This window comes from Pseudomonas sp. PSE1(2024), assembly GCF_050990555.1.
Classification (GTDB): Bacteria; Pseudomonadota; Gammaproteobacteria; order Pseudomonadales; family Pseudomonadaceae; genus Aquipseudomonas; species Aquipseudomonas aphyarum.
The window spans coordinates 4506344-4525876 of the sequence record NZ_CP158967.1; the positions used below are offsets into that span (position 1 = coordinate 4506344).

A 19533-nucleotide genomic window follows, 5' to 3' on the forward strand; every position below is an offset into this window, starting at 1 on the left:
AGCGAGCCTGCTCGCGAAGAGACCGGTACAGGCACCAGAGATTAAAGCCCCTCCAGCTCCGCCATCAGGTCATTCAACCGATCAACCTTTTCCTCGGTAATGTCGCTGGCCGCCAGCCCTTCGATGTACCCGGCCAGTTCCTCCACCGTGCTGCACTCGAACATCGCCCGCAGCGGCACGTCCCGTTGCAGAGCTTTCTGCACCCGCGAGGCGATTTGCGTGGCAAGCAGCGAATGGCCGCCGAGTTCGAAGAAGTTGTCACGTACCCCGACCTTCTCGACCTTCAGTACCTCGGCCCAGATATCGGCCAGGGTCTGCTCCAGCTCGCTGCGCGGCGCCAGGTAATCCTGGCTCTGCAACTGGCCGATCTCCAGCACCGGCAAGGCCTTGCGGTCGAGTTTGCCGTTGGCGTTGAGCGGCAACCGGTCAAGCCACAACCAGTGCAGCGGCACCATGTATTCCGGCAGTTCGGCGCGCAGGCGCTGCTTGATCCGCTCCAGGCGTTCGCTCTGATTCAGTGCGGAATCTGCGGCCACCAGGTAGCCGACCAGATGCTTGCCGTTGACGCCTTCCTGCACGCCGACCGCCCCGTCACGGACTTCCGGTTGCTCGTGCAGACGCGCCTCGATTTCACCCAGCTCGATCCGGTAACCGCGGATCTTCACCTGATGGTCGACCCGGCCGACGTACTCCAGCACCCCGTCACTGCGACGGCGCGCCAGGTCACCGGTGCGATACAGACGCTCGCCCGGCGCACCGAACGGATTCGGCACGAACACCGGCGCGGTGCGCAACGGATCGCTGACATACCCGCGACCGACCCCGGTGCCCGCCACGCACAACTCGCCCACCGCACCCAACGGCACCAGATCCAGCGCGCCATCGAGCAAGTACAGCAAGTTGTTGTCGGTCGGCGTACCGATCGGCAGGTAACTGCCGCGAGTCGAGGCCAGGTCGACGCGGAAGAACGCCAGGTCGTCCGAGCATTCCGCCGGGCCATAGGCGTTGACCAGACCGATCTCCGGATAACGCAGCAGCCACTGGTGCGCCAGTTCCGGCGGCATTGCTTCACCGGTCGGCAGCATCCAGCGCAGACCGTCGAGGCTCAAACGATCCGAAGCGAGCATGCCCTGGATCAGCGACGGCACGCTTTCCAGCACGGTGATGCCCTGCTGTTGCACATGCACCAGCAAGCCTTGCGGATCGTGGGCGATGGTGTTCGGCACGATGTCCACCCGCGCCCCGAACAGCGGCGCGGCGAGGAACTGCCAGACCGAAATGTCGAAGCTTTGCGAAGCGGTCTGGGCGATCACATCGGCGTCGCTCAGGTTCAGGTACGGCACCTTGCTCAACTGGTTGTTGAGCATGCCGCGCTGTTCGACCATCACGCCTTTCGGCAACCCGGTGGAGCCCGAGGTGTAGATCACGTAGGCCAGGTTGTCCGGGCCGCTGAAGATGTTCGGATTCGCCGACGACACCGCGCCGGTCTGAACCTCTTCCCACACCAGCAAGCGTGGACGGTTGGCGCAGCTGAACTCATCCAGCAAGGTCGTCGCCTGTTCACGGCAAGCTTCGGTACACACCAGCACCGGCGTGCGACTGAGCTCGATGATCCGTTGCAGACGCTGGCTCGGCAGGCCCGGATCCAGTGGCAAGTAACCGGCACCGGCCTTGAAGCTGCCGATGATCATGCCCAGCAGATCCAGATTACGTTCGCCCAGCAGCGCCACCGGTTGATCCATCTGCACCCCGGCCGCGACCAGTGCATGGCCGAGACGGTTGGCGTTCTGGTTCAGCTCGGCATAGCTCAGCTGCTGATCAAGGCAACTGGCGGCAATGCGTTGCGGATGTTGTGCGACCTGCGCTTCGAACAGCTCGACGTAGCTCTGTTCCAGCGGATAGTCGTGCTCACTCTGGTTGCAGCCGTGGAGCAGGAAGTCCTGTTCCTCTTGGCCAAGCAGCGGCAGGTCGGCCATGTCGCCATGGAAGCCGTCGACCAACGCCAGCAACAGACGCTTGAACTCGCCGAGCATGCGCTCGATGGTCGACTCGTCGAAGTAACGCTGGTCGTAAGACAGGTGCAGGCCCAGGTCGTCGCCCGGGTAGCACACCGCTGTGAGCGGGAAGTTGGTGTGGGTACGGCCCGAATCCGAGGTCGCGTTGAGGCTCTGCGCACGGTCCAGCACCGAGACTTCCACCGGGGCGTTTTCGAACACGAACAGGCTGTCGAACAGCGGCTGGCCTTTCGGCAGTTCGCTTTGTTCCTGGATGTTCACCAGCGGCAAGTATTCGTACTCGCGCAGTTGCATGTTGCTGTCGAGCAGACCGCTCAGCCACTGACGCACGCTGGCGCGCTGATCGTCCGCCGGGATCTGCACCCGCAGCGCGATGCTGTTGATGAACAGGCCGACGGTGCGCTGCATCTCCGGCATTTCCACCGGGCGCCCGGCCACGGTCACGCCGAACAGCACGTCGCGATCACCGCTCATGCGGCGCAGCACCAGTGCCCACGCCGCTTGGGCGAAGGTGTTGATGGTCAGTTGATGGGCCTGGGCCAGTTCGCGCAGACGGGCGCCATCCTCGACATTCAGTCGGGTGTAGCGGTCGCCGACGATCATGCCGCCGCTTTCGCCGGCGTGTTCACGCAGGAACGGGCGGTCGCTCGGGATCGGCGTGGTGCGCTCGAAGCCTTGCAGGTTCTGCTGCCACCACTGACGCGCTTCGGCCAGGCTCTGACGTTGCAGCCAGCCGATGTAATCGCGGTAGCGCGGCGGCACTGCCAGTTGCGCATCGCGACCTTCGCCGAGGGCGGTGTAGATCTCGAAGAAATCGTTCATCAGCAGCGAACGGCACCAGGCATCGATCAGGATGTGGTGGTTGCTCATCATGAACCAGTAGCGCGCCGCGCCGACCTTGATCAGACGCAGGTGGAACGGTGCCTGATTGAGCAGATCGAAACCGGCCTCGCGCTCGGCCTTGAGCAGCGCTTGCAGTTTCGGTTCCTGCTCGGCGTCAGCGATGGCGCTCCAGTCCAGGTACTCGATCGGCGTGCGACCCGGCGTATGAATCACTTGCAGCATGTCTTCGCCGACGTTCCAGCAGAACGACGCACGCAACGCTTCATGACGGGCGACCACCGCTTGCCACGCCTGGGCGAAACGCTCGGGGTCGAGTTCGCTGTTGATGCGATAGCGATCCTGCATGTAATACAGACCGGTGCCCGGTTCGAGCAAGGTGTGCAGCAGCATGCCTTCCTGCATCGGCGTCAGCGGGTACACGTCTTCGATGTGCGCCGCCGGCACCGGCAATGCGTCAAGTTGCGCCTGGGTCAGTTTCGCCAGCGGGAAGTCCGACGGCGTCAGGCCACCGGCCTCGTCCTGCAGGCAATGTTCGATCAGGCTCTGCAACTCGCCGACGTAGGCATCGGCCAGCTCGTTGATGGTCTGCGCGTCGTAGCGCTCGGCGCTGAAGGTCCAGCGCAGCAGCAGTTCCCCGCCGTACACCTGACTGTCGACGCTCAACTCGTTCGGCAGCGGTGCTTGCGGATCGTGGGCCGCGCCGACCGATTCATCCAGCGGACGGAACAGCGCATCGCTGCCGAAGCTCTGGTCGAACTGGCCGAGATAGTTGAAGGTGATCGGCGCGCTCGGCAACACCGCCATGCTCTGACGGCTGGCGTCATCGGCCAGGTAGCGCAGTACGCCATAACCGAGGCCTTTGTGCGGAACGGCGCGCAGTTGCTCCTTGATCGCCTTGATCGAAGCGCCCTGCCCGGCGGCCTCTTCGATGTTGTGCGGGGTCAGACGCAGCGGATAAGCGCTGGTGAACCAGCCGACGGTGCGGGTCAGGTCGATCTCGTCGAACAGGGTTTCGCGGCCGTGGCCTTCCAGTTGAATCAGCGCCGAGGGCTGACCACTCCAGCGGCACAGCACGCGGGCCAGCGCAGTCAGCAGCAGATCGTTGACCTGCGTGCGATAGGCGCTCGGTGCCTGTTGCAGCAGTTGCTTGGTGCGTTCGGCATCCAGTCGCACGCTGACGGTTTGCGCATGACGATTCTCGCGACCGCCCTCAGGACGTTCGCACGGCAAATCGGCATTCGGGCCGGCCAGTTGCGCTTGCCACCAACTCAGTTCTTCACGCAGGGATTCGCTGCCGGCGTAAGCCTGCAAGCGCGCCGCCCAGTCCTTGAAGGCACTGGTTTTGGCCGGCAGTTTCACCGACCGATCGGCGTCGAGCTGGCGATACACGGTTTGCAGATCGTCGAGCAGAACGCGCCACGACACACCGTCGACCACCAGGTGATGGATCGCGATGAACAGCCGTTGCCGAGCGTCCGGCCCATCGACCAAAACTGCACGCAACAGCGGGCCTTGGGCAAGGTCGAGGCTGCACTGGGCATCGGCGAACAGCGCGGCGCATTTGTCCATCGACGGCACGCGAACCTGCCACAGCACGGCAGCATCGGTCACCGGTTGATGGGTTGCCTGCCATGCGCCGTTGACCTCGCTGAAGCGCAGACGCAGGGCATCGTGCTGCTCGATCACCGCCAACAGTGCTTGCTCCAGACGGTGCGGTTCCAGCGCCACCGTCGGCTCCAGCAGCAACGCCTGGTTCCAGTGCTGACGCTCGGGAATCTCGGTGTCGAAGAACCAATGCTGGATCGGTGTCAGACGCGATTCGCCCGTCACCAGACCTTGCTCGGCGGTGACGGTTTCACTGCGGCTGGCAACGGCGGCCAAGGTCTGCACAGTCTGATGCTGGAACAGATCACGCGGGCTGAAGTGAATGCCCTGCTGACGCGCGCGGCTGACCACTTGAATCGACAGGATCGAGTCGCCGCCCAGTTCGAAGAAGTTGTCGTTGAGACCGACCTGCTCGACGTTGAGCACCTCGCACCAGATCTGCGCCAGGGTCTGCTCCAGCTCGTTGCTTGGCGCCACGTAATCCTGACGATTGAGCTCCGGATCCGGTGCCGGCAAGGCGCGGCGGTCGAGTTTGCCGTTGGCGGTCAGCGGCATGCTCGCCAGCAGAATCAGATGGGTCGGCACCATGTAGTCCGGCAGTTGCGTCTTCAGGTGCGCCTTCAGCGCATCGCGCAGTTCGGCCTGCTCGGCTTCGCTTCGCGAAGCGACCTCGGTCACGAGATAGCCGACCAGTTGCTTGCCGCTCGGCGCATCCAGCGCCAGCACCACCGCTTCGCGGATCGAATCGTGATCGAGCAGACGGGTTTCGATCTCGCCCAGTTCGATCCGGAAACCACGGATCTTCACCTGATGGTCGATCCGTCCCAGGTATTCCACCAGACCGTCGGCACGCTGGCGCACCAGGTCGCCGGTGCGGTACATGCGCCCGCCATCGACGGCAAACGGGTCGGCGACGAAACGTTCGGCGGTGATGCCTGCACGCTCGTGATACCCCACCGCCAGACCGGCGCCGCCGACGAACAATTCACCGGTCGCGCCTTGCGGCACCAGCGCCAGATCGACATCGAGAATGTAGGCCACGCGATCACCGATCACGCTGCCGATCGGCACACTGCCGGCGCCCTCTTCCAGCACTTCCGGCGCAAGACTGGCCAGCGGCATGACCACGGTTTCGGTCGGGCCGTAGGCGTTGAAGAACAGGCTTGGCTTGAACGCCGCGCGAATCCGTTGCAGGTGCTCGCCTGTCAGCGCTTCGCCGCCGGTGATGATCATGCGCACCGGCAGGATGTCGTTCTGCGTCGCGAGGAACTGCGCCAACTGGCTGCCGTAACTCGGGGTGAAACCGAGAATATTGATCCGATGTTCACGGATCAGGCCGCAGATTTCTTCCGCGTCCCACTGACCTTGCGCACGCAGCACCACCTGCGCACCGCTCAGCAGCGGCACCAGCAGACGCTCGGTGGCGGCGTCGAAGTTGATTGAATAGAAATGCAATTCGCAGTCGTCCGGACGCATGCCGAAACGCTCGATCACCGCCTGGCAGTGCATGGCGATTTCACCGTGGGACACCACCACGCCTTTCGGCTTGCCGGTGGAACCCGAGGTGTAGATCAGGTACGCCTGATGCTGCGGCAGGCTGATGAATGGCAGCTCAGCGGCCGGGTAATCGTCCAGCGCGGCGCTGTCATCTTCCAGGCACCAGCGCGCCACGTTCGACGGCAGTTCGCCGAGGGCCTTGAACATCGCGCGGTCGCTGAGCAGCAGGCCGACGCCGCTGTCTTCGATCATGTAATGCAGACGGTCGAGCGGGTATTCCGGATCCAGCGGCACATAGGCGCCACCGGCCTTGAGGATCGCCAGCAGGCCGACGACCATTTCCAGCGAACGCTCCAGCGCCAGGCCGACCCGCACTTGCGGGCCGACACCGCGTTCACGCAGAGCCCAGGCCAGACGGTTGGCGCGGGCGTCGAGTTCGGCGTAGCTCAGGGTCTGCCCGGCGAAAGTCAGGGCCGGCGCATCTTTGCGCGCCAGCGCCTGCTCGGCGAACAGGTGATGAATGCACTGGTCGAGACGACGTTCACCCGGCTCGACGCCAAGGCTGTCGAGCAATTGCTGTTGCTCAGGCGCATCGAGCAGCGGCAGTTCGCTGAGGCGTTGTTGCGGGTCGGCGATCAGCGCTTCCAGCAGGTTGCGCCAGTGCTTGGCCATGCGCGCGATGGTCGGTTCATCGAACAAGTCGGTGCTGTAAGTCAGGCAGCAGCCGAGGCGATGGTCGAGATCGGTGACTTCCAGGTTGAGGTCGAACTTGGTCGCCCGCGCATCGTTGGCCAGGTACTCGACGGTCATGCCGGCGAGCATGCGGCTCTGCTGGAATTCCCAGCGCTGCACGTTGCACATCACCTGGAACAGCGGGTTGTACGCGGCGCTGCGCGGTGGCTGCAACGCCTCCACCAGATGGTCGAACGGCAGGTCCTGATGGGACTGGCCTTCGATCACGGTGTGGCGCACGTGCTCGAACAATTCGCCGACCGACATCTGGCCGTCGAGCTGGCAACGCAGCACCTGGGTGTTGAGGAACGCACCGATCAGGCCTTCGCTTTCCGGGCGGATACGGTTGGCCACTGGCGCGCCGATGCGCAGATCGGTCTGGCCGCTGTAGCGGTAAAGCAGGGTCGCAAGGGCAGCGGTCATGGTCATGAACAGGGTCAGACCGTTCTGCGCATTGAAGGCGCGAACCCGCGCGGCGAGATCATCGCTGAGGTCGAAACGGAACAGCTCACCCTGATGACTTTGCACCGGCGGACGCGGCCGGTCGCCCGGCAGTTCCAACAGCGGGTGTTCGCGGCCCAGTTGCGCGGTCCAGTAGTCGAGCTGACGCTGACGCTCGCCGGACTCCAGCCAGTTGCGCTGCCACACGCTGTAGTCGAGGTACTGCACCGGCAACGGTTGCAGCGGCGATTCGCGATCGTCGACGAACGCTTCATACAGCGCGCTGAGTTCACGGGCGAAGATGTCCATCGCCCAGCCTTCGGTGACGATGTGGTGCAGGGTCAGGACGAAGTAATGCTCTTGCTCGGCAGTCTTGACCAGGCAGGCGCGCAGCAGCGGGCCGGTTTCCAGATCGAACGGTAGATGCGCTTCATCGTCCGCCAGTTGCTGAACTTTCTGCTCGCGCACATCGGTGGCGAGTTTCGAGAAATCCTTCCAGTCCATGCGCACGCCGGTCTCGGCATGCACCTGCTGACGGGCCACGCCGTCGATACTCGGGAACGTGGTGCGCAGGGTTTCGTGACGCAGGATCAACGCTTGCAATGCTGCCTCGAAACGACCGACATCCAGCACGCCACGCAGGCGCGCCATGCCGCCGACGTTGTACGCCGGGCTGTCCGGTTCCATCTGCCAGAGGAACCACATGCGCTGCTGCGAGTAGGACAGCGGCACCGGTTTGCTGCGATCAACCTTGTCGATCGGCGGCTGTTTGTTGGTGCGACCGCTGGCCTGGATTTGGCGGATCTGTTCGGCGAAATCACCGAGTTCGCTGTGTTCGAACAAGGCGCGCAGCGGCAGCTCGACGTCACAGGCCTGACGGGTGCGGGAGATGATTTGGGTGGCCAGCAGCGAGTGACCGCCGAGGGCGAAGAAATCGTCGCGCAGGCCGACCTGCTTCAGGCCGAGCACTTCGCGCCAGATTGCGGCGACCTGCTTTTCCAGCTCGGTGACCGGCTCGACGTGCTCGCGCACCTGCCATTGCGGCTCGGGCAAGGCGCGGCGATCGAGTTTGCCGCTCGGGCTCAAGGGCATTGCGTCCAGGCGCATCAGTTGCGCCGGGACCATGTATTCCGGCAGCTCGGCGGCCAGTGCGGCCTTCAAGCGCGCGATTTGCCCGTCCTGATCTTCACTGGCATCAGTGGCGGTGAAGTAGCCGATCAGTTGCGGGCCGGCGTCGGTTTCGCGCACCAGCACGGCGGCCTGCGCCACGCCGTCCTGAGCCAGCAGACGGGCTTCGATCTCTTCCGGCTCGACGCGGAAGCCGCGCAGTTTGACCTGCTGATCGAGACGGCCGAGGTATTCGATCACGCCATCATTCGTCCAGCGTGCGCGGTCACCGGTGCGGTACAGACGCGCGCCCTGCTCGCCCAGCGGATCGACCACGAAACGTTCGGCAGTCAGCGCCGGACGCCCGAGGTAACCACGGGCCAGGCCGATGCCGCTGATGCACAGTTCACCCGGCACACCGGCCGGCACTGGATTGAGATCGCTATCGAGCACGCGGCAGACCACGTTGCCCAGCGGACGGCCAATCGGCGAACGCTCGCCATCCGCCACGCTGCAATGCCAGTGGGTGACGTTGATCGCGGTTTCGGTAGGGCCATAGCGGTTGTGCAGCTGCACCGCCGGCAGTTGCGCCAGCACGCGGTTGCGCAGTTCCGCCGGCAGCGCCTCACCACCGGAGAACACGCGACGCAGGCTGGTGCATTCGGTGCTCAACGGTTCGTCGATAAACAGCGAAAGCAGCGGCGGCACGAAGTGCAGCGTGGTCACGCCATATTCTTGAACAAGCTGCGCGATGCGATGCGGATCGCGGTGTTCACCGGGGCCGGCGATCAGCAGACGCGCACCGGTGATCAGCGGCCAGAAGCATTCCCACACCGACACGTCGAAACTGATCGGCGCCTTTTGCATCAGCACGTCGGTGTCGTTCAGGCGATAAGAGTTCTGCATCCATTGCAGACGTTCGGCCAGCGCCGCGTGAGTGTTGCCCACGCCTTTCGGCTGGCCGGTGGAGCCGGAGGTGTAAATCACGTAGGCGAAGTTGTCGCCGTGCAGATGCAGACCCGGTGCCTGGCTCGGCCAGTTCTCCAGGTGCAGGGTGTCCATGGCGATCACGCTGACGCCTTCGCTGGCCGGCAAGCGGTCGAGCAATGTGGTCTGGGTCAGCAGCAGTTCGACGCCGCTGTCATTGAGCATGTAGGCCAGACGCTCGGCCGGGTAATCCGGGTCCAGCGGCACGTAGGCGCCACCGGCCTTGATGATCGCCAGCAGGCCGATCAGCAGTTGCGGCGAACGCTCGGCGGCGATGGCCACGCACACGTCCGGGCCGACGCCTTTGTCGCGCAGGTAATGGGCGAGACGGTTGGCCTGGGCGTGCAGTTCGGCGAAGTCGAGGCTGCCGCCGTCCCACACCAGTGCGGTGCGATCAGGGGTTTGCCGCGCTTGTTCGTTGAGCAGTTCCGGCAGCCATTGTTGCGCCGGGGTGCACGGGGCAATGCTCCATTCGCTTTGCTGAGTATTTTCGGCGGCGGTCAGCAATTGCAGATCGCCGATGGTTTGCTCCGGACGTTCGCAAACCGCTCGCAGCAGGTTGCTGAAATGCTCGGCAAGGCGCTCGATGGTCGCGGCGTCGAACAGTTCATCGGCGTAGTCGAACGACAGCGTCAGGCGACCGTTTCGGTCTTCTTCGCTGTGCAGTTGCAGATCGAACTTGGCCTCGCGGCTGTGCCACGGCAGTTCCTCGGCCAGCAGGCCCGGCAGACGTTTGAGCGCACTCAGGTCGCGCTGCTGGTGGTTGAACATGACCTGGAACAGGCCTTGTTCGCGGGCCTGCGGGAAGGCTTCGAGCAGTTGTTCGAATGGCAGATCCTGATTCGCCTGCGCACCGAGCGCAGCTTGTCGGGTTTGCGCCAGCAGTTCGGTGAACGGCAGACGCGAATCGACGTCGGCGCGCAGCACCTGGGTGTTGATGAAAAAGCCGATCAGGCCTTGGGTTTCCAGGCGCGGACGGTTGGCGTTCGGCACACCGATGCGAATGTCGCGCTGGCCGCTGTAGCGATGCAGCAAACTCTGGAACGCCGAGAGCAGCAGCATGAACGGGGTGGATTGATAAGCCTGTGCCGTCTGGCGAATGGCATCGCTGAGGCTGATTCCCAGGCGAACGCTGTGGCGGGCGGCGCTGTGCTTTTGCTTGGCAGAACGCGGATGGTCGGTCGCCAGTTCCAGGGTCGGATGCTCGTCACCCAACTGCGCTTTCCAGTACGCCAGTTGCCGCTCGCCCTCGCCTTGCGCCAGCCATTGGCGCTGCCAGCTGCCGTAGTCAGCATATTGGGTTGGCAGCGGCGCCAGTTCCGCGCGCTGGCTTTGGGAAGCGGCGGCGTACAGGCGCGAGAACTCGTCGATCAACACGTTCAGCGACCAGCCGTCGGCGATGATGTGGTGCAGGGTCACCAGCAACTGGTGATCTTCGTCGTCGAGGCGAACCAGCGTCACCCACAGCAACGGGCCTTTCTCCAGATCGAACTGGGTGCGGGCTTCGTCCTCGCGGATCTGTAGTGCGCGGGCTTCACGCTCGCTGGCCGGCAGGTCGCTGATGTCGATCAGTTGCAGGTTGAACTCACCCGCCGCTTCGACCTGTTGCAGGGCCACGCCGTCGCGCTCGAAGAAGCGCGTGCGCAGGGATTCGTGGCGTTCGATCAGTTGCTGGAAACTGGCGCGCAGTGCGTCTTCATCCAGTTCGCCACGCAGGCGCAGGGCGCCGGGAATGTTGTAGGCGCTGCTGTGCGGGTCGAGTTGCCAGGTGATCCACAGACGGTTTTGCGCCAGGGATTGCGGCAAGGCTTCGTTGCGCGACAAAACGGTGATTTCGCCTTGGGCGCTGCCGCCGTCCTGTTGCTGTTGCGCGACGGCTGCGGCGAATGCGGACAGGGTTGGGGCTTCGAACAGCAGACGCAGGTTCAGCTCCAGGCTCAGTTCTTCGCGGACCTTGGCGATCACTTGGGCGGCGGCGATCGAGTTGCCGCCGAGCAGGAAGAAATGATCGTCGGCGTTGACCTGTTTGACGTCGAGGTGCTCGGCCCAGATGTTGCCGATGAACGCTTCCATTTCGGAGGTGGACGCGGTCGACTCATGAGCGGTTTCAGCGGTGGCCGACGGGAACACCGCGTAGCTGTCGAGGCTGCCGTCGGCCAGACGATTGCGGCAGGCCGAACGCTGCAACTTGCCACTGGAGGTCTTCGGCAGCGCACCCGGGTTGAGCAACACCACCACGCTCGGTGCTTCCTGATACGCCTCGGCCACGGCCTGTCGAATGGCTTTGATCAGCGATTCGGGCGGCAGGATTTTCTGCACGCTGCGGCTGATTTCCGCCGCGATGCCAATGCCTTCTTCGCCATTCTGATTGACCGCGAATGCGGCGACGCGGCCCTTGCGCACCACCTCAACTTCGTTCTCGACCGTTTTCTCGAGATCCTGCGGGTAGAGATTGTGACCGCGCACGATCAGCATGTCTTTCAGGCGACCGGTGATGAACAGTTCACCGTCGCGAATGAAGCCCAGGTCACCGGTGCGCAGCCAGGTCTGGCCGGCGTGCTGGACGAAAGTCTTGGCGCTGGCCTCGGGGTTGCGCCAGTAGCCGAGGGCGATGCTCGGGCCGGTAGCCCAGACTTCACCGACGGCATTGTCGGCCAGTTCTTCAAGGGTGTTCGGCTCGACGATCAGCACCGCATGATCGGGCTGGCTGATACCGCAACTCATGATCGGGCTGCCCTCGCCCGCTTCGGCGCGGTTCTGTGCCAGGGCCTGATCGTCGACGCGCAGTGCAGGAATCCCGGTGCCGCGCGGTGTGCCGGCGACGAACAGGGTCGCTTCCGCCAGACCGTAGGACGCCATGAAACTGCTTTCGCTGAAACCGCACGCGGTGAATTTCTCGGCGAAGCGTTCGAGGGTGTCGAGACGGATCGGCTCGGAGCCGGAATAGGCCACGCGCCAACGGCTCAGGTCGAGGCGTTCCAGCGCCGATTCGCTGACCCGCTCGCTGCACAGACGATAAGCGAAGTCAGGGCCACCGCTGATGGTGCCGCCGTATTGGCTGATCGCTTCGAGCCAGCGCAACGGGCGGCCAAGGAAATACGCCGGCGACATCAGGATGCACGGCACACCGCTGAAGATCGGTTGCAGCAGACCGCCGATCAGGCCCATGTCGTGGTACAGCGGCAGCCAGCTGACAATCACGTCGTCCGGGTTCACGTCGATGCCGAAGCCATGGCGGATCAACAGTTCGTTGGCCACCAGATTGCCGTGGCTGACTTGCACGCCCTTGGGCAGCGCGGTCGAGCCGGAGGTGTATTGCAGGAAGGCGATGTGATCTTGGGGCAAGGTCGGTTCGACCCAGCGTTCGGCCAGTGCAGCGTCGAGGGTATCGACGCACAACAGCGGCGGCGCGCCTTCGATTTGCTGCAGGGCGTCGCGCAGGTCGGCGCTGGTCAGCAGCAAGCGCGGTTCGGCGTCGGCGATGATCGACAGCAGGCGTTCCTGATGGTGACGCTTGGCCGATTCCGGCGGATAAGCCGGCACCGCGATCACGCCCGCGTACAGGCAACCAAAGAACGCCGCGACGTAATCCGGGCCGCTCGGAAACAGCAATACCGCGCGATCACCGAATCCGGCCTCGGCCTGCAACGCTGCCGCGATGGTGCGCGCGCGCTGATCGAGTTCGCGATAACTGAGCACCACAGCCTGCTCCTCGGTTTCCGCGAGAAAGCGCAAGGCCAGCCGATCCGGCGTCAGGGCCGCGCGGCGCTGGAGGGCTTGGACCAGGGTGCTGGGGAGTTCGAACGCGTCGGTCATGAGGTTTCCTGCCTGAATTCGGCTTGCTGGTGGAATCGGGTTGGCTGCGGCATGCCCGTGCAAGGCATGCGGGACACGGTCTTCGCCGACCGTGCAAGGCATTGGAATGCGGTAGGTCCGGGGCTGCGTACCCGGATCCATTCACCAATGAGAACGGATGACGTCTTGAAATAATTAGTCGGCAGGCTGGATCGCCAACGGGGCTGGGCGCTTGGGCGAGTGCGGCGGCGTGTCGCAGTTCTCAGATCGCACTGTTATGGATCATTAGTTCTCTTTCTCAATTGACAATCATTATCATTCAACATAATTTGTCGCTCGATGTGTAGGACGGCCCCGTCCCCCAGGCGTCCCACTAACCTATTGGCAGCAAGGTGATTTCCATGACGGAACAAGTATCCACAAGCAGGTGCGATTCACCGCTACTTCAGGCATTCGTCGACAATCGACTGATTCTGGTCAAGATTGCAGCCCGCATTACCGGCTGCCGGTCACGCGCCGAAGATGTGGTGCAGGATGCGTTCTTCCGACTGCAATCGGCACCGCCGATCACGTCGTCGATCAAGGCCCAGCTGAGTTATCTGTTCCAGATCGTGCGCAATCTGGCGATCGATCACTACCGCAAACAGGCGCTGGAGCAGAAGTACGCCGGCCCCGAGGAGGAAGGGTTGAACGTGGTCATTCAGGGCGCTTCGCCGGAAACCTCGCACATCAATTTCTCGACCCTGGAACACATCGCCGACGCGCTGACCGAGCTGCCGGTCCGCACCCGCTATGCGTTCGAGATGTACCGTCTGCACGGCGTGCCGCAGAAGGACATCGCCAAGGAACTCGGCGTTTCGCCGACCCTGGTCAACTTCATGATTCGCGATGCGCTGGTGCACTGCCGCAAGGTATCCGGCAGCCGTGCCGATGCGGTGTCCGCAAACCGTCGCTGATAAAAAACGGCCGCAAAAAAAGATCGCAGCCTTCGTTGAAGGGCTGCGATCTTTTTTGTTTTCAGCGAAATGTCATACCAGCGTGCACCGGTCGAAGAAGCGCTCGCGCCCGAGGATCATCAGCGCCGCGCGCTTGTGCGGGAAGTCGAATTCTTTCTCGCAGTGGAAGCACTGGTTGTGCATGTGGCCGATCATCTTCGCGTTATCGGCACGCGGTTCGGCGACCACTCGCTGAGTACGCGGATCATCCAGGAACAGGTAGTGCACCAGCGCCGACAGCCAGCTCGCCACTTTGTGCGGGCCGCGATAGTCTTCCTCACCGACCAGCATGTGAATGCCGCGATCGTAATTGTCGGCATCGTAGAACGGCGCGATGCGATCTTCCTTGGCCCAATAGGCTTCGAAATAGGCAAACGGCTGATCATCGAAACAACCGATCAGGGTCAGCGTGTGCGGATCGGCGTCGAGCTTGCTCAGGTATTCGCGATGCTGTTCGAGGCTGCCCTCTTCCTGCCAGAAACTGGCGACGCGCGGGCTGTTCTGCCAGCGATTGAAACGCGCCAGATCCTGCTCGATCTCCACCGTTCGCAGGGAAATCCAGGCACCGAGGCGCGCATCGAAACGCCGATAAACCTCACCACGCGGTTTCACCGGTCGCAGCGGATGGCGCTTGCCGTTGCTGATGACCATCTGCTGCGGATAACTGCCGGTCAGTGAGGTGCCAAGCCACGGTTGCGGCAGTTGCCAGAACAGCGTGCGCTCACAGCGATATTCGCCCGCCACTTCGGTGCCCACCAGCAAACCGCTGAGCAAGGCTTCGGTCGGCGCCTGATCGAGTTGCCAGATCAATTGCTGACGCGCCGGATCCCGGGCAAACAGCCAATAACAGGCCGCCCACAGCGCCTGGCCCGGCGGCAGTGCATAGCGTTCATCGATCTGGATCGGCCCCTGGCCTTCACGATCGAGGCGCAGGCGAATCAGCGGTTGCCCGTCCAGGCTCAGGCTCAGACGGCTTTCGGTGGCATCGGCTACCAGTTGGCTGCCCGAAGGCAGGGCCAGGGCAGTCAGGTCATTCAGATTGGACATGGGTCGGGCTCACGATAATCGTCGACAGTTCAACGATGGGACGTGAGCCGGGGCGGGAAATTTAGGCCGTTCGGCAAAAACCGCCGGTCATTGATGCGGCACCGGCACCACCGCAATCTTGTACGGATCGAAGATTTTCAGCATCTGCCCGTTGTCGCGCAGGCCTTGCAGCAGCTTGCCGAAGGCTTCGCCGGTGATCGGCGCCTTCGGACTGAGAATCGCATAGTGGTGGTAGATCTGGTCGATGCGCTGGGACACCAGCAACTCGTCGCGCACCTTTTCGTTGCGCAGCAGGTAATCGAACAGGTACGAGCGCGTCACCAACGCAATGTCCGCGCGCCCGCGCAAGACCATCAGCAGATTGCTGTCGTGGGAATAAGTCAGCGTGGCGCTGTAAGTTTCGGCGAGGTACTTGGGATCGGCGTTGAAGTTGGCGAATTCGTAGTGATAGCCGCTGTACAGCGCCAGCCGTTTGCCCTTGAGATCGGCGAAGTAGTTCTGCTGGCGACCGGGCTTGTTCTGCGCGACGAAAATCTCCGCGTCCTCCAGGCCCATGTCTACGGTGATGTGGGGAATGTCTTTCCAGCCCCACTCCGGGTTTTCGAAGATCGCCATGTCCGTGCGGCCATCCTTGAAATCGCCGAACCGGCGGGGAATCGAGGTGGGCACCAGCTCGAAACGATAGTCGCTCTGGGCGCTGTTCAAAGCCGCGACCAGCTCCGGCAGCAGGCCGGTGTCAGCGCCGTTTTCCGGGCGAATGGTATAGGGCGGAAAATGCGCCGCGCCCACCCGAACCACTTGCGCCGCCGGAGCAGGCAATACCCATAATGCAGCCAGCGCTGCGAGCATCAGCCCGGCGGCCGTCCGAATTGGCGAAGACTTCAAAACACCCCACTCCCCGAAAAAGTACCGATCATTGCATTCAAGCTAGGCGGTTTCGCCCAGTTAGCCAGTTTCCCGACCCGATAGAAAGCGCCTAGCGCTCTTCGAGCACCAGAATCAGCGCTTCTTCGGCCAGTTGATCCAGGCTCAGGCTACCGCCGGCACGGAACCAGGTAGTGGTCCAGGACAACGCGCCCGTGAGAAAACGTCGGGTAATGAACACGTCGCCACGGATGAACCCCGCCTCTTTGGCCTCGCCCAGCACTTGCAGCCAGAGGTCTTCGTAGATGTCGCGCAGTGCTAGCACTTTGGCCTGGCCGTCTTCGGACAGCGAGCGCCATTCATACACCAGCACCGCCATCGCCTCGCCGCTGCCGCCCATGATCGACTGCAATTCGCAGCGGATCAGCGCCAGCACCCGCTCGCGCACATCGGCGGCATCGGCAAGGGCCGCACGCATCAGCGCGGTGTTGTAGCGGATGGTTTCTTCCATCACCGCCCGCAGGATTTCATCCTTGCTCTTGAAGTGATGAAAGATGCTGCCCGACTGAATCCCCACGGCACCGGCCAGATCGCGCACCGTGGTGCGCTCGTAGCCTTTGTTGCGGAACAGGTGGGCCGCCACTTGCAGCAGTTTGCCGCGAGCGCTGTCCGGATCGGTCAGCTGGCCGGCATCGACCAGTTCACGCATGACCCTCAGGGCTTTTTGCTCGTCCACCCGTTCTCTCCTACAGTCGATCAGTCAAATGCGCCGCACGCCGCAGAAACGGCGGGGTTGCGCGGGCAATTTAAGCCGCCGGCGGGTACCAAGCAAGCGCTTGGGCAGAAGATAATTTCAGCTGTTTACAAACCAAGCGCTTGCTTGGTAGCCTCGATGCACTTCTGTCACAGGTTCCTGAGTCGGAGATCAAAATGCCCACCACGGTTCGCATCGGATGCGCCAGCGCATTCTGGGGAGACACCTCGACCGCCGCCGCGCAGCTTGTGGCCGCAGGACAGCTGGATTATCTGGTCTTCGACTACCTGGCCGAAATCACCATGTCGATCATGGCCGGTGCGCGCATGAAGGACCCGCAGGCCGGGTTCGCGGGAGACTTCATCGAAGTCCTCGCGCCCCTGCTGCCGCAACTGGCCGAACAGAAAATCCGTGTCATCAGCAATGCTGGCGGGGTCAATCCCAAGGCCTGCGCCGCCGCGCTGCAAGCGGCCTGCGACAAGGCCGGCGTATCGTTGAAAATCGCCGTGCTGTCGGGCGATGACCTGCAACCCCACTTCAAAAAACTCGCCTCCCAAGGCATCACGGAAATGTTCAGCGGCGCCCCACTGCCGCCGATGTGCGTGTCGACCAACGCCTACCTCGGCGCACCGGGCATTGTCGAAGCGCTGCGCCTGGGCGCCGACATCGTCATCACCGGCCGGGTGGTCGACAGCGCAGTGGTCAGTGCCGCGCTGGTGCATGAATTCGGCTGGTCGTGGCACGACTACGACAAACTCGCGCAAGCGGCCCTGGCCGGGCACATCATCGAATGCGGCGCGCAGTGCACCGGCGGCAACTTCACCGACTGGCGCGACGTGCCGGACTACGAACACATCGGTTTCCCGATCGTCGAAGTCAGCGCCGACGGCCAGTTCATCGTCAGCAAACCGGAAGGCTCCGGCGGGTTGGTCACACCGCTGACGGTCGGCGAGCAGATGCTCTACGAAATCGGTGATCCGCAGACCTATCTGTTGCCCGATGTGGTCTGCGATTTCAGCCAGGTCAAACTCCAGCAACAAGGCAAAAACGCCGTCCGGGTCCACGGTGCCAAAGGCTTGCCGCCCAGCGACCAATACAAGGTCAGCGCAACGTATCCGGACGGCTTCCGTTGTACCGCCAGCTGCCTGATCGCCGGCATCGATGCCGTGGAAAAAGCCCGGCGCGTCAGCCAGGCGATTCTCGACAAGACCTCGGAGATGCTCGACCAGAAAGGTCTCGGCCCCTACACCGAAACCCACGTCGAACTGCTCGGCAGCGAAGCCACCTACGGCCCTCACGGCCAGCGTCGGGACAGCCGTGAAGTGGTGATCAAACTCGCCGTGCGCCACCCGAACAAACAAGCCTTGATCCTGTTCTCCCGGGAGATCGCCCAGGCAGCCACCGGCATGGCGCCAGGGCTGACCGGCATCGTCGGCGGACGGCCGACGGTGTATCCGCTGATCCGGCTGTTCTCGTTCCTGATCAACAAAAGCGCCTGCACATTGCAGATCGACATCGCCGGCGAATCTCACCCGTTCACCCTGCCCGCCCCTGCAACACTCGACAGTCAGGATCTGCCCCTGCCCCACGAAACGCCCAAACCCCAGGGCCGCGCCGACGCGAGCGTGCCCTTGGTGAAACTGGCCGTGGCGCGCTCCGGCGACAAAGGCAATCACAGCAACATTGGCGTGATGCCGCGTCGTCCGGAATACCTGCCGTGGATCGCCGAGGCTCTGACCTCGGCGGTGGTCGTCGACTGGATGAACCATGTCCTCGACCCGATTCACGGCCGGGTCGAGCGCTGGTATCTGCCGGGCACCCACAGCCTCAACTTCCTGTTGGAAAACGCCCTCGGTGGCGGCGGCGTGGCGAGTCTGCGCATCGACCCGCAAGGCAAGGCCTTCGCCCAACAACTACTGGAAATCCAGATCCCGGTGCCGCAGAGCATCGCCGAACAGTTCGACTAGAGGATTGGCACCATGGCGTTCGAATCGATTTTCAGGGCTGATCTGTTCAGCGGCCAGACCGTCATCGTCACCGGTGGCGGCAGTGGCATCGGGCGTTGCACCGCCCATGAACTGGCGGCGCTCGGGGCCACCGTGGTGCTGGTCGGGCGCAAGCCGGAAAAGCTGCAAACCGTCGCCGCCGAAATTGCCGAGGACGGCGGTCGGGCGCACTGGAAGGCCTGCGATATCCGTGACGAAGAAGCCGTAAAGGCGCTGGTCAGCGAACTGATCCGCGAACACGGGCCGATCCACGGGCTGGTCAACAATGCCGGCGGCCAGTATCCGTCGCCCCTGGCCTCGATCAATCAGAAAGGTTTCGAAACCGTACTGCGGACCAATCTGGTCGGCGGTTTCCTGATGGCCCGCGAAGTGTTCAACCAGTCGATGAGCAAACACGGCGGCAGCATCGTCAACATGCTCGCCGACATGTGGGGCGGTATGCCCGGCATGGGCCACTCCGGCGCCGCGCGCTCGGGCATGGACAACTTCACCAAGACGGCGGCGTTCGAATGGGGTTATGCCGGTGTTCGGGTGAATGCGGTAGCCCCGGGTTGGATCGCTTCCAGCGGCATGGACACTTACGAAGGCGCGTTCAAGGCCGTGATCCCGACCTTGCGCGAACACGTGCCGCTCAAGCGCATCGGCACCGAATCGGAGGTCAGCGCAGCGATCGTGTTTCTGCTCAGCCCCGCTGCCGCGTTCATCAGCGGCAGCACCTTGCGCATCGACGGCGCAGCCAGTCTGGGCAGTCGCGCCTGGCCGCTGCACAAGGCGACCCACAGCGAATCCTTCAACGGCTTTCACCGGGCCTATATGCCGGACGTTTTGAAGGACAAGGAGTAAGC

Annotated in this window: 7 protein-coding genes; 3 read left to right on the forward strand and 4 right to left on the reverse strand. The window is 63.3% G+C overall.

Annotation, left to right across the window (positions count from 1 at the left end; genetic code table 11):
- Positions 1-41: 41 nt before the first annotated feature.
- On the reverse strand, positions 42-13043 hold the full coding sequence (locus tag ABTV87_RS20430; protein WP_433898266.1) for a non-ribosomal peptide synthetase: 13002 nt from the start codon (positions 13041-13043) through the stop codon (positions 42-44).
- 380 nt (positions 13044-13423) lie between these two features.
- On the opposite strand from ABTV87_RS20430, the gene ABTV87_RS20435 reads away from it, so the two are divergent.
- A complete protein-coding gene (locus ABTV87_RS20435) occupies positions 13424-13978 on the forward strand; it encodes an RNA polymerase factor sigma-70 (RefSeq protein ID WP_007955779.1) in 555 nt (184 codons plus the stop codon).
- Between the two features lie 72 nt (positions 13979-14050).
- On the opposite strand, the gene ABTV87_RS20440 is transcribed toward ABTV87_RS20435, so the two are convergent.
- The 3 genes from ABTV87_RS20440 to ABTV87_RS20450 form a co-directional block, all read right to left on the reverse strand.
- On the reverse strand, positions 14051-15064 hold the full coding sequence (locus ABTV87_RS20440; protein WP_433898267.1) for a GNAT family N-acetyltransferase: 1014 nt from the start codon (positions 15062-15064) through the stop codon (positions 14051-14053).
- A gap of 87 nt (positions 15065-15151) precedes the next feature.
- Positions 15152-15949 carry a substrate-binding periplasmic protein gene (locus ABTV87_RS20445; protein WP_127799129.1) on the reverse strand — a complete coding sequence of 266 codons (798 nt, stop codon included), beginning with the start codon at positions 15947-15949 and terminating at the stop codon, positions 15152-15154.
- Positions 15950-16040: 91 nt separating this feature from the next.
- Positions 16041-16664 carry a TetR/AcrR family transcriptional regulator gene (locus ABTV87_RS20450; protein ID WP_007955773.1) on the reverse strand — a complete coding sequence of 208 codons (624 nt, stop codon included), beginning with the start codon at positions 16662-16664 and terminating at the stop codon, positions 16041-16043.
- A 194-nt stretch (positions 16665-16858) separates the two neighbouring features.
- On the opposite strand from ABTV87_RS20450, the gene ABTV87_RS20455 reads away from it, so the two are divergent.
- Both ABTV87_RS20455 and ABTV87_RS20460 read left to right on the forward strand, forming a co-directional pair.
- On the forward strand, positions 16859-18649 hold the full coding sequence (locus ABTV87_RS20455; protein WP_433898268.1) for an acyclic terpene utilization AtuA family protein: 1791 nt from the start codon (positions 16859-16861) through the stop codon (positions 18647-18649).
- A gap of 12 nt (positions 18650-18661) precedes the next feature.
- Positions 18662-19531: an SDR family oxidoreductase gene (locus tag ABTV87_RS20460; protein ID WP_236178099.1), complete on the forward strand. Its 870-nt coding sequence runs from the start codon at positions 18662-18664 to the stop codon at positions 19529-19531.
- Positions 19532-19533: the final 2 nt, after the last annotated feature.

Excerpts from the sequence above, each read along its gene's own strand:
- ABTV87_RS20440 (WP_433898267.1), bottom strand. The coding sequence starts at position 15,064 with ATGTCCAATCTGAATGACCTGACTGCCCTGGCCCTGCCTTCGGGCAGC.
- ABTV87_RS20435 (WP_007955779.1), top strand. The coding sequence starts at position 13,424 with ATGACGGAACAAGTATCCACAAGCAGGTGCGATTCACCGCTACTTCAG.
- ABTV87_RS20455 (WP_433898268.1), top strand. The coding sequence starts at position 16,859 with ATGCCCACCACGGTTCGCATCGGATGCGCCAGCGCATTCTGGGGAGAC.
- ABTV87_RS20460 (WP_236178099.1), top strand. The coding sequence starts at position 18,662 with ATGGCGTTCGAATCGATTTTCAGGGCTGATCTGTTCAGCGGCCAGACC.
- ABTV87_RS20430 (WP_433898266.1), bottom strand. The coding sequence starts at position 13,043 with ATGACCGACGCGTTCGAACTCCCCAGCACCCTGGTCCAAGCCCTCCAG.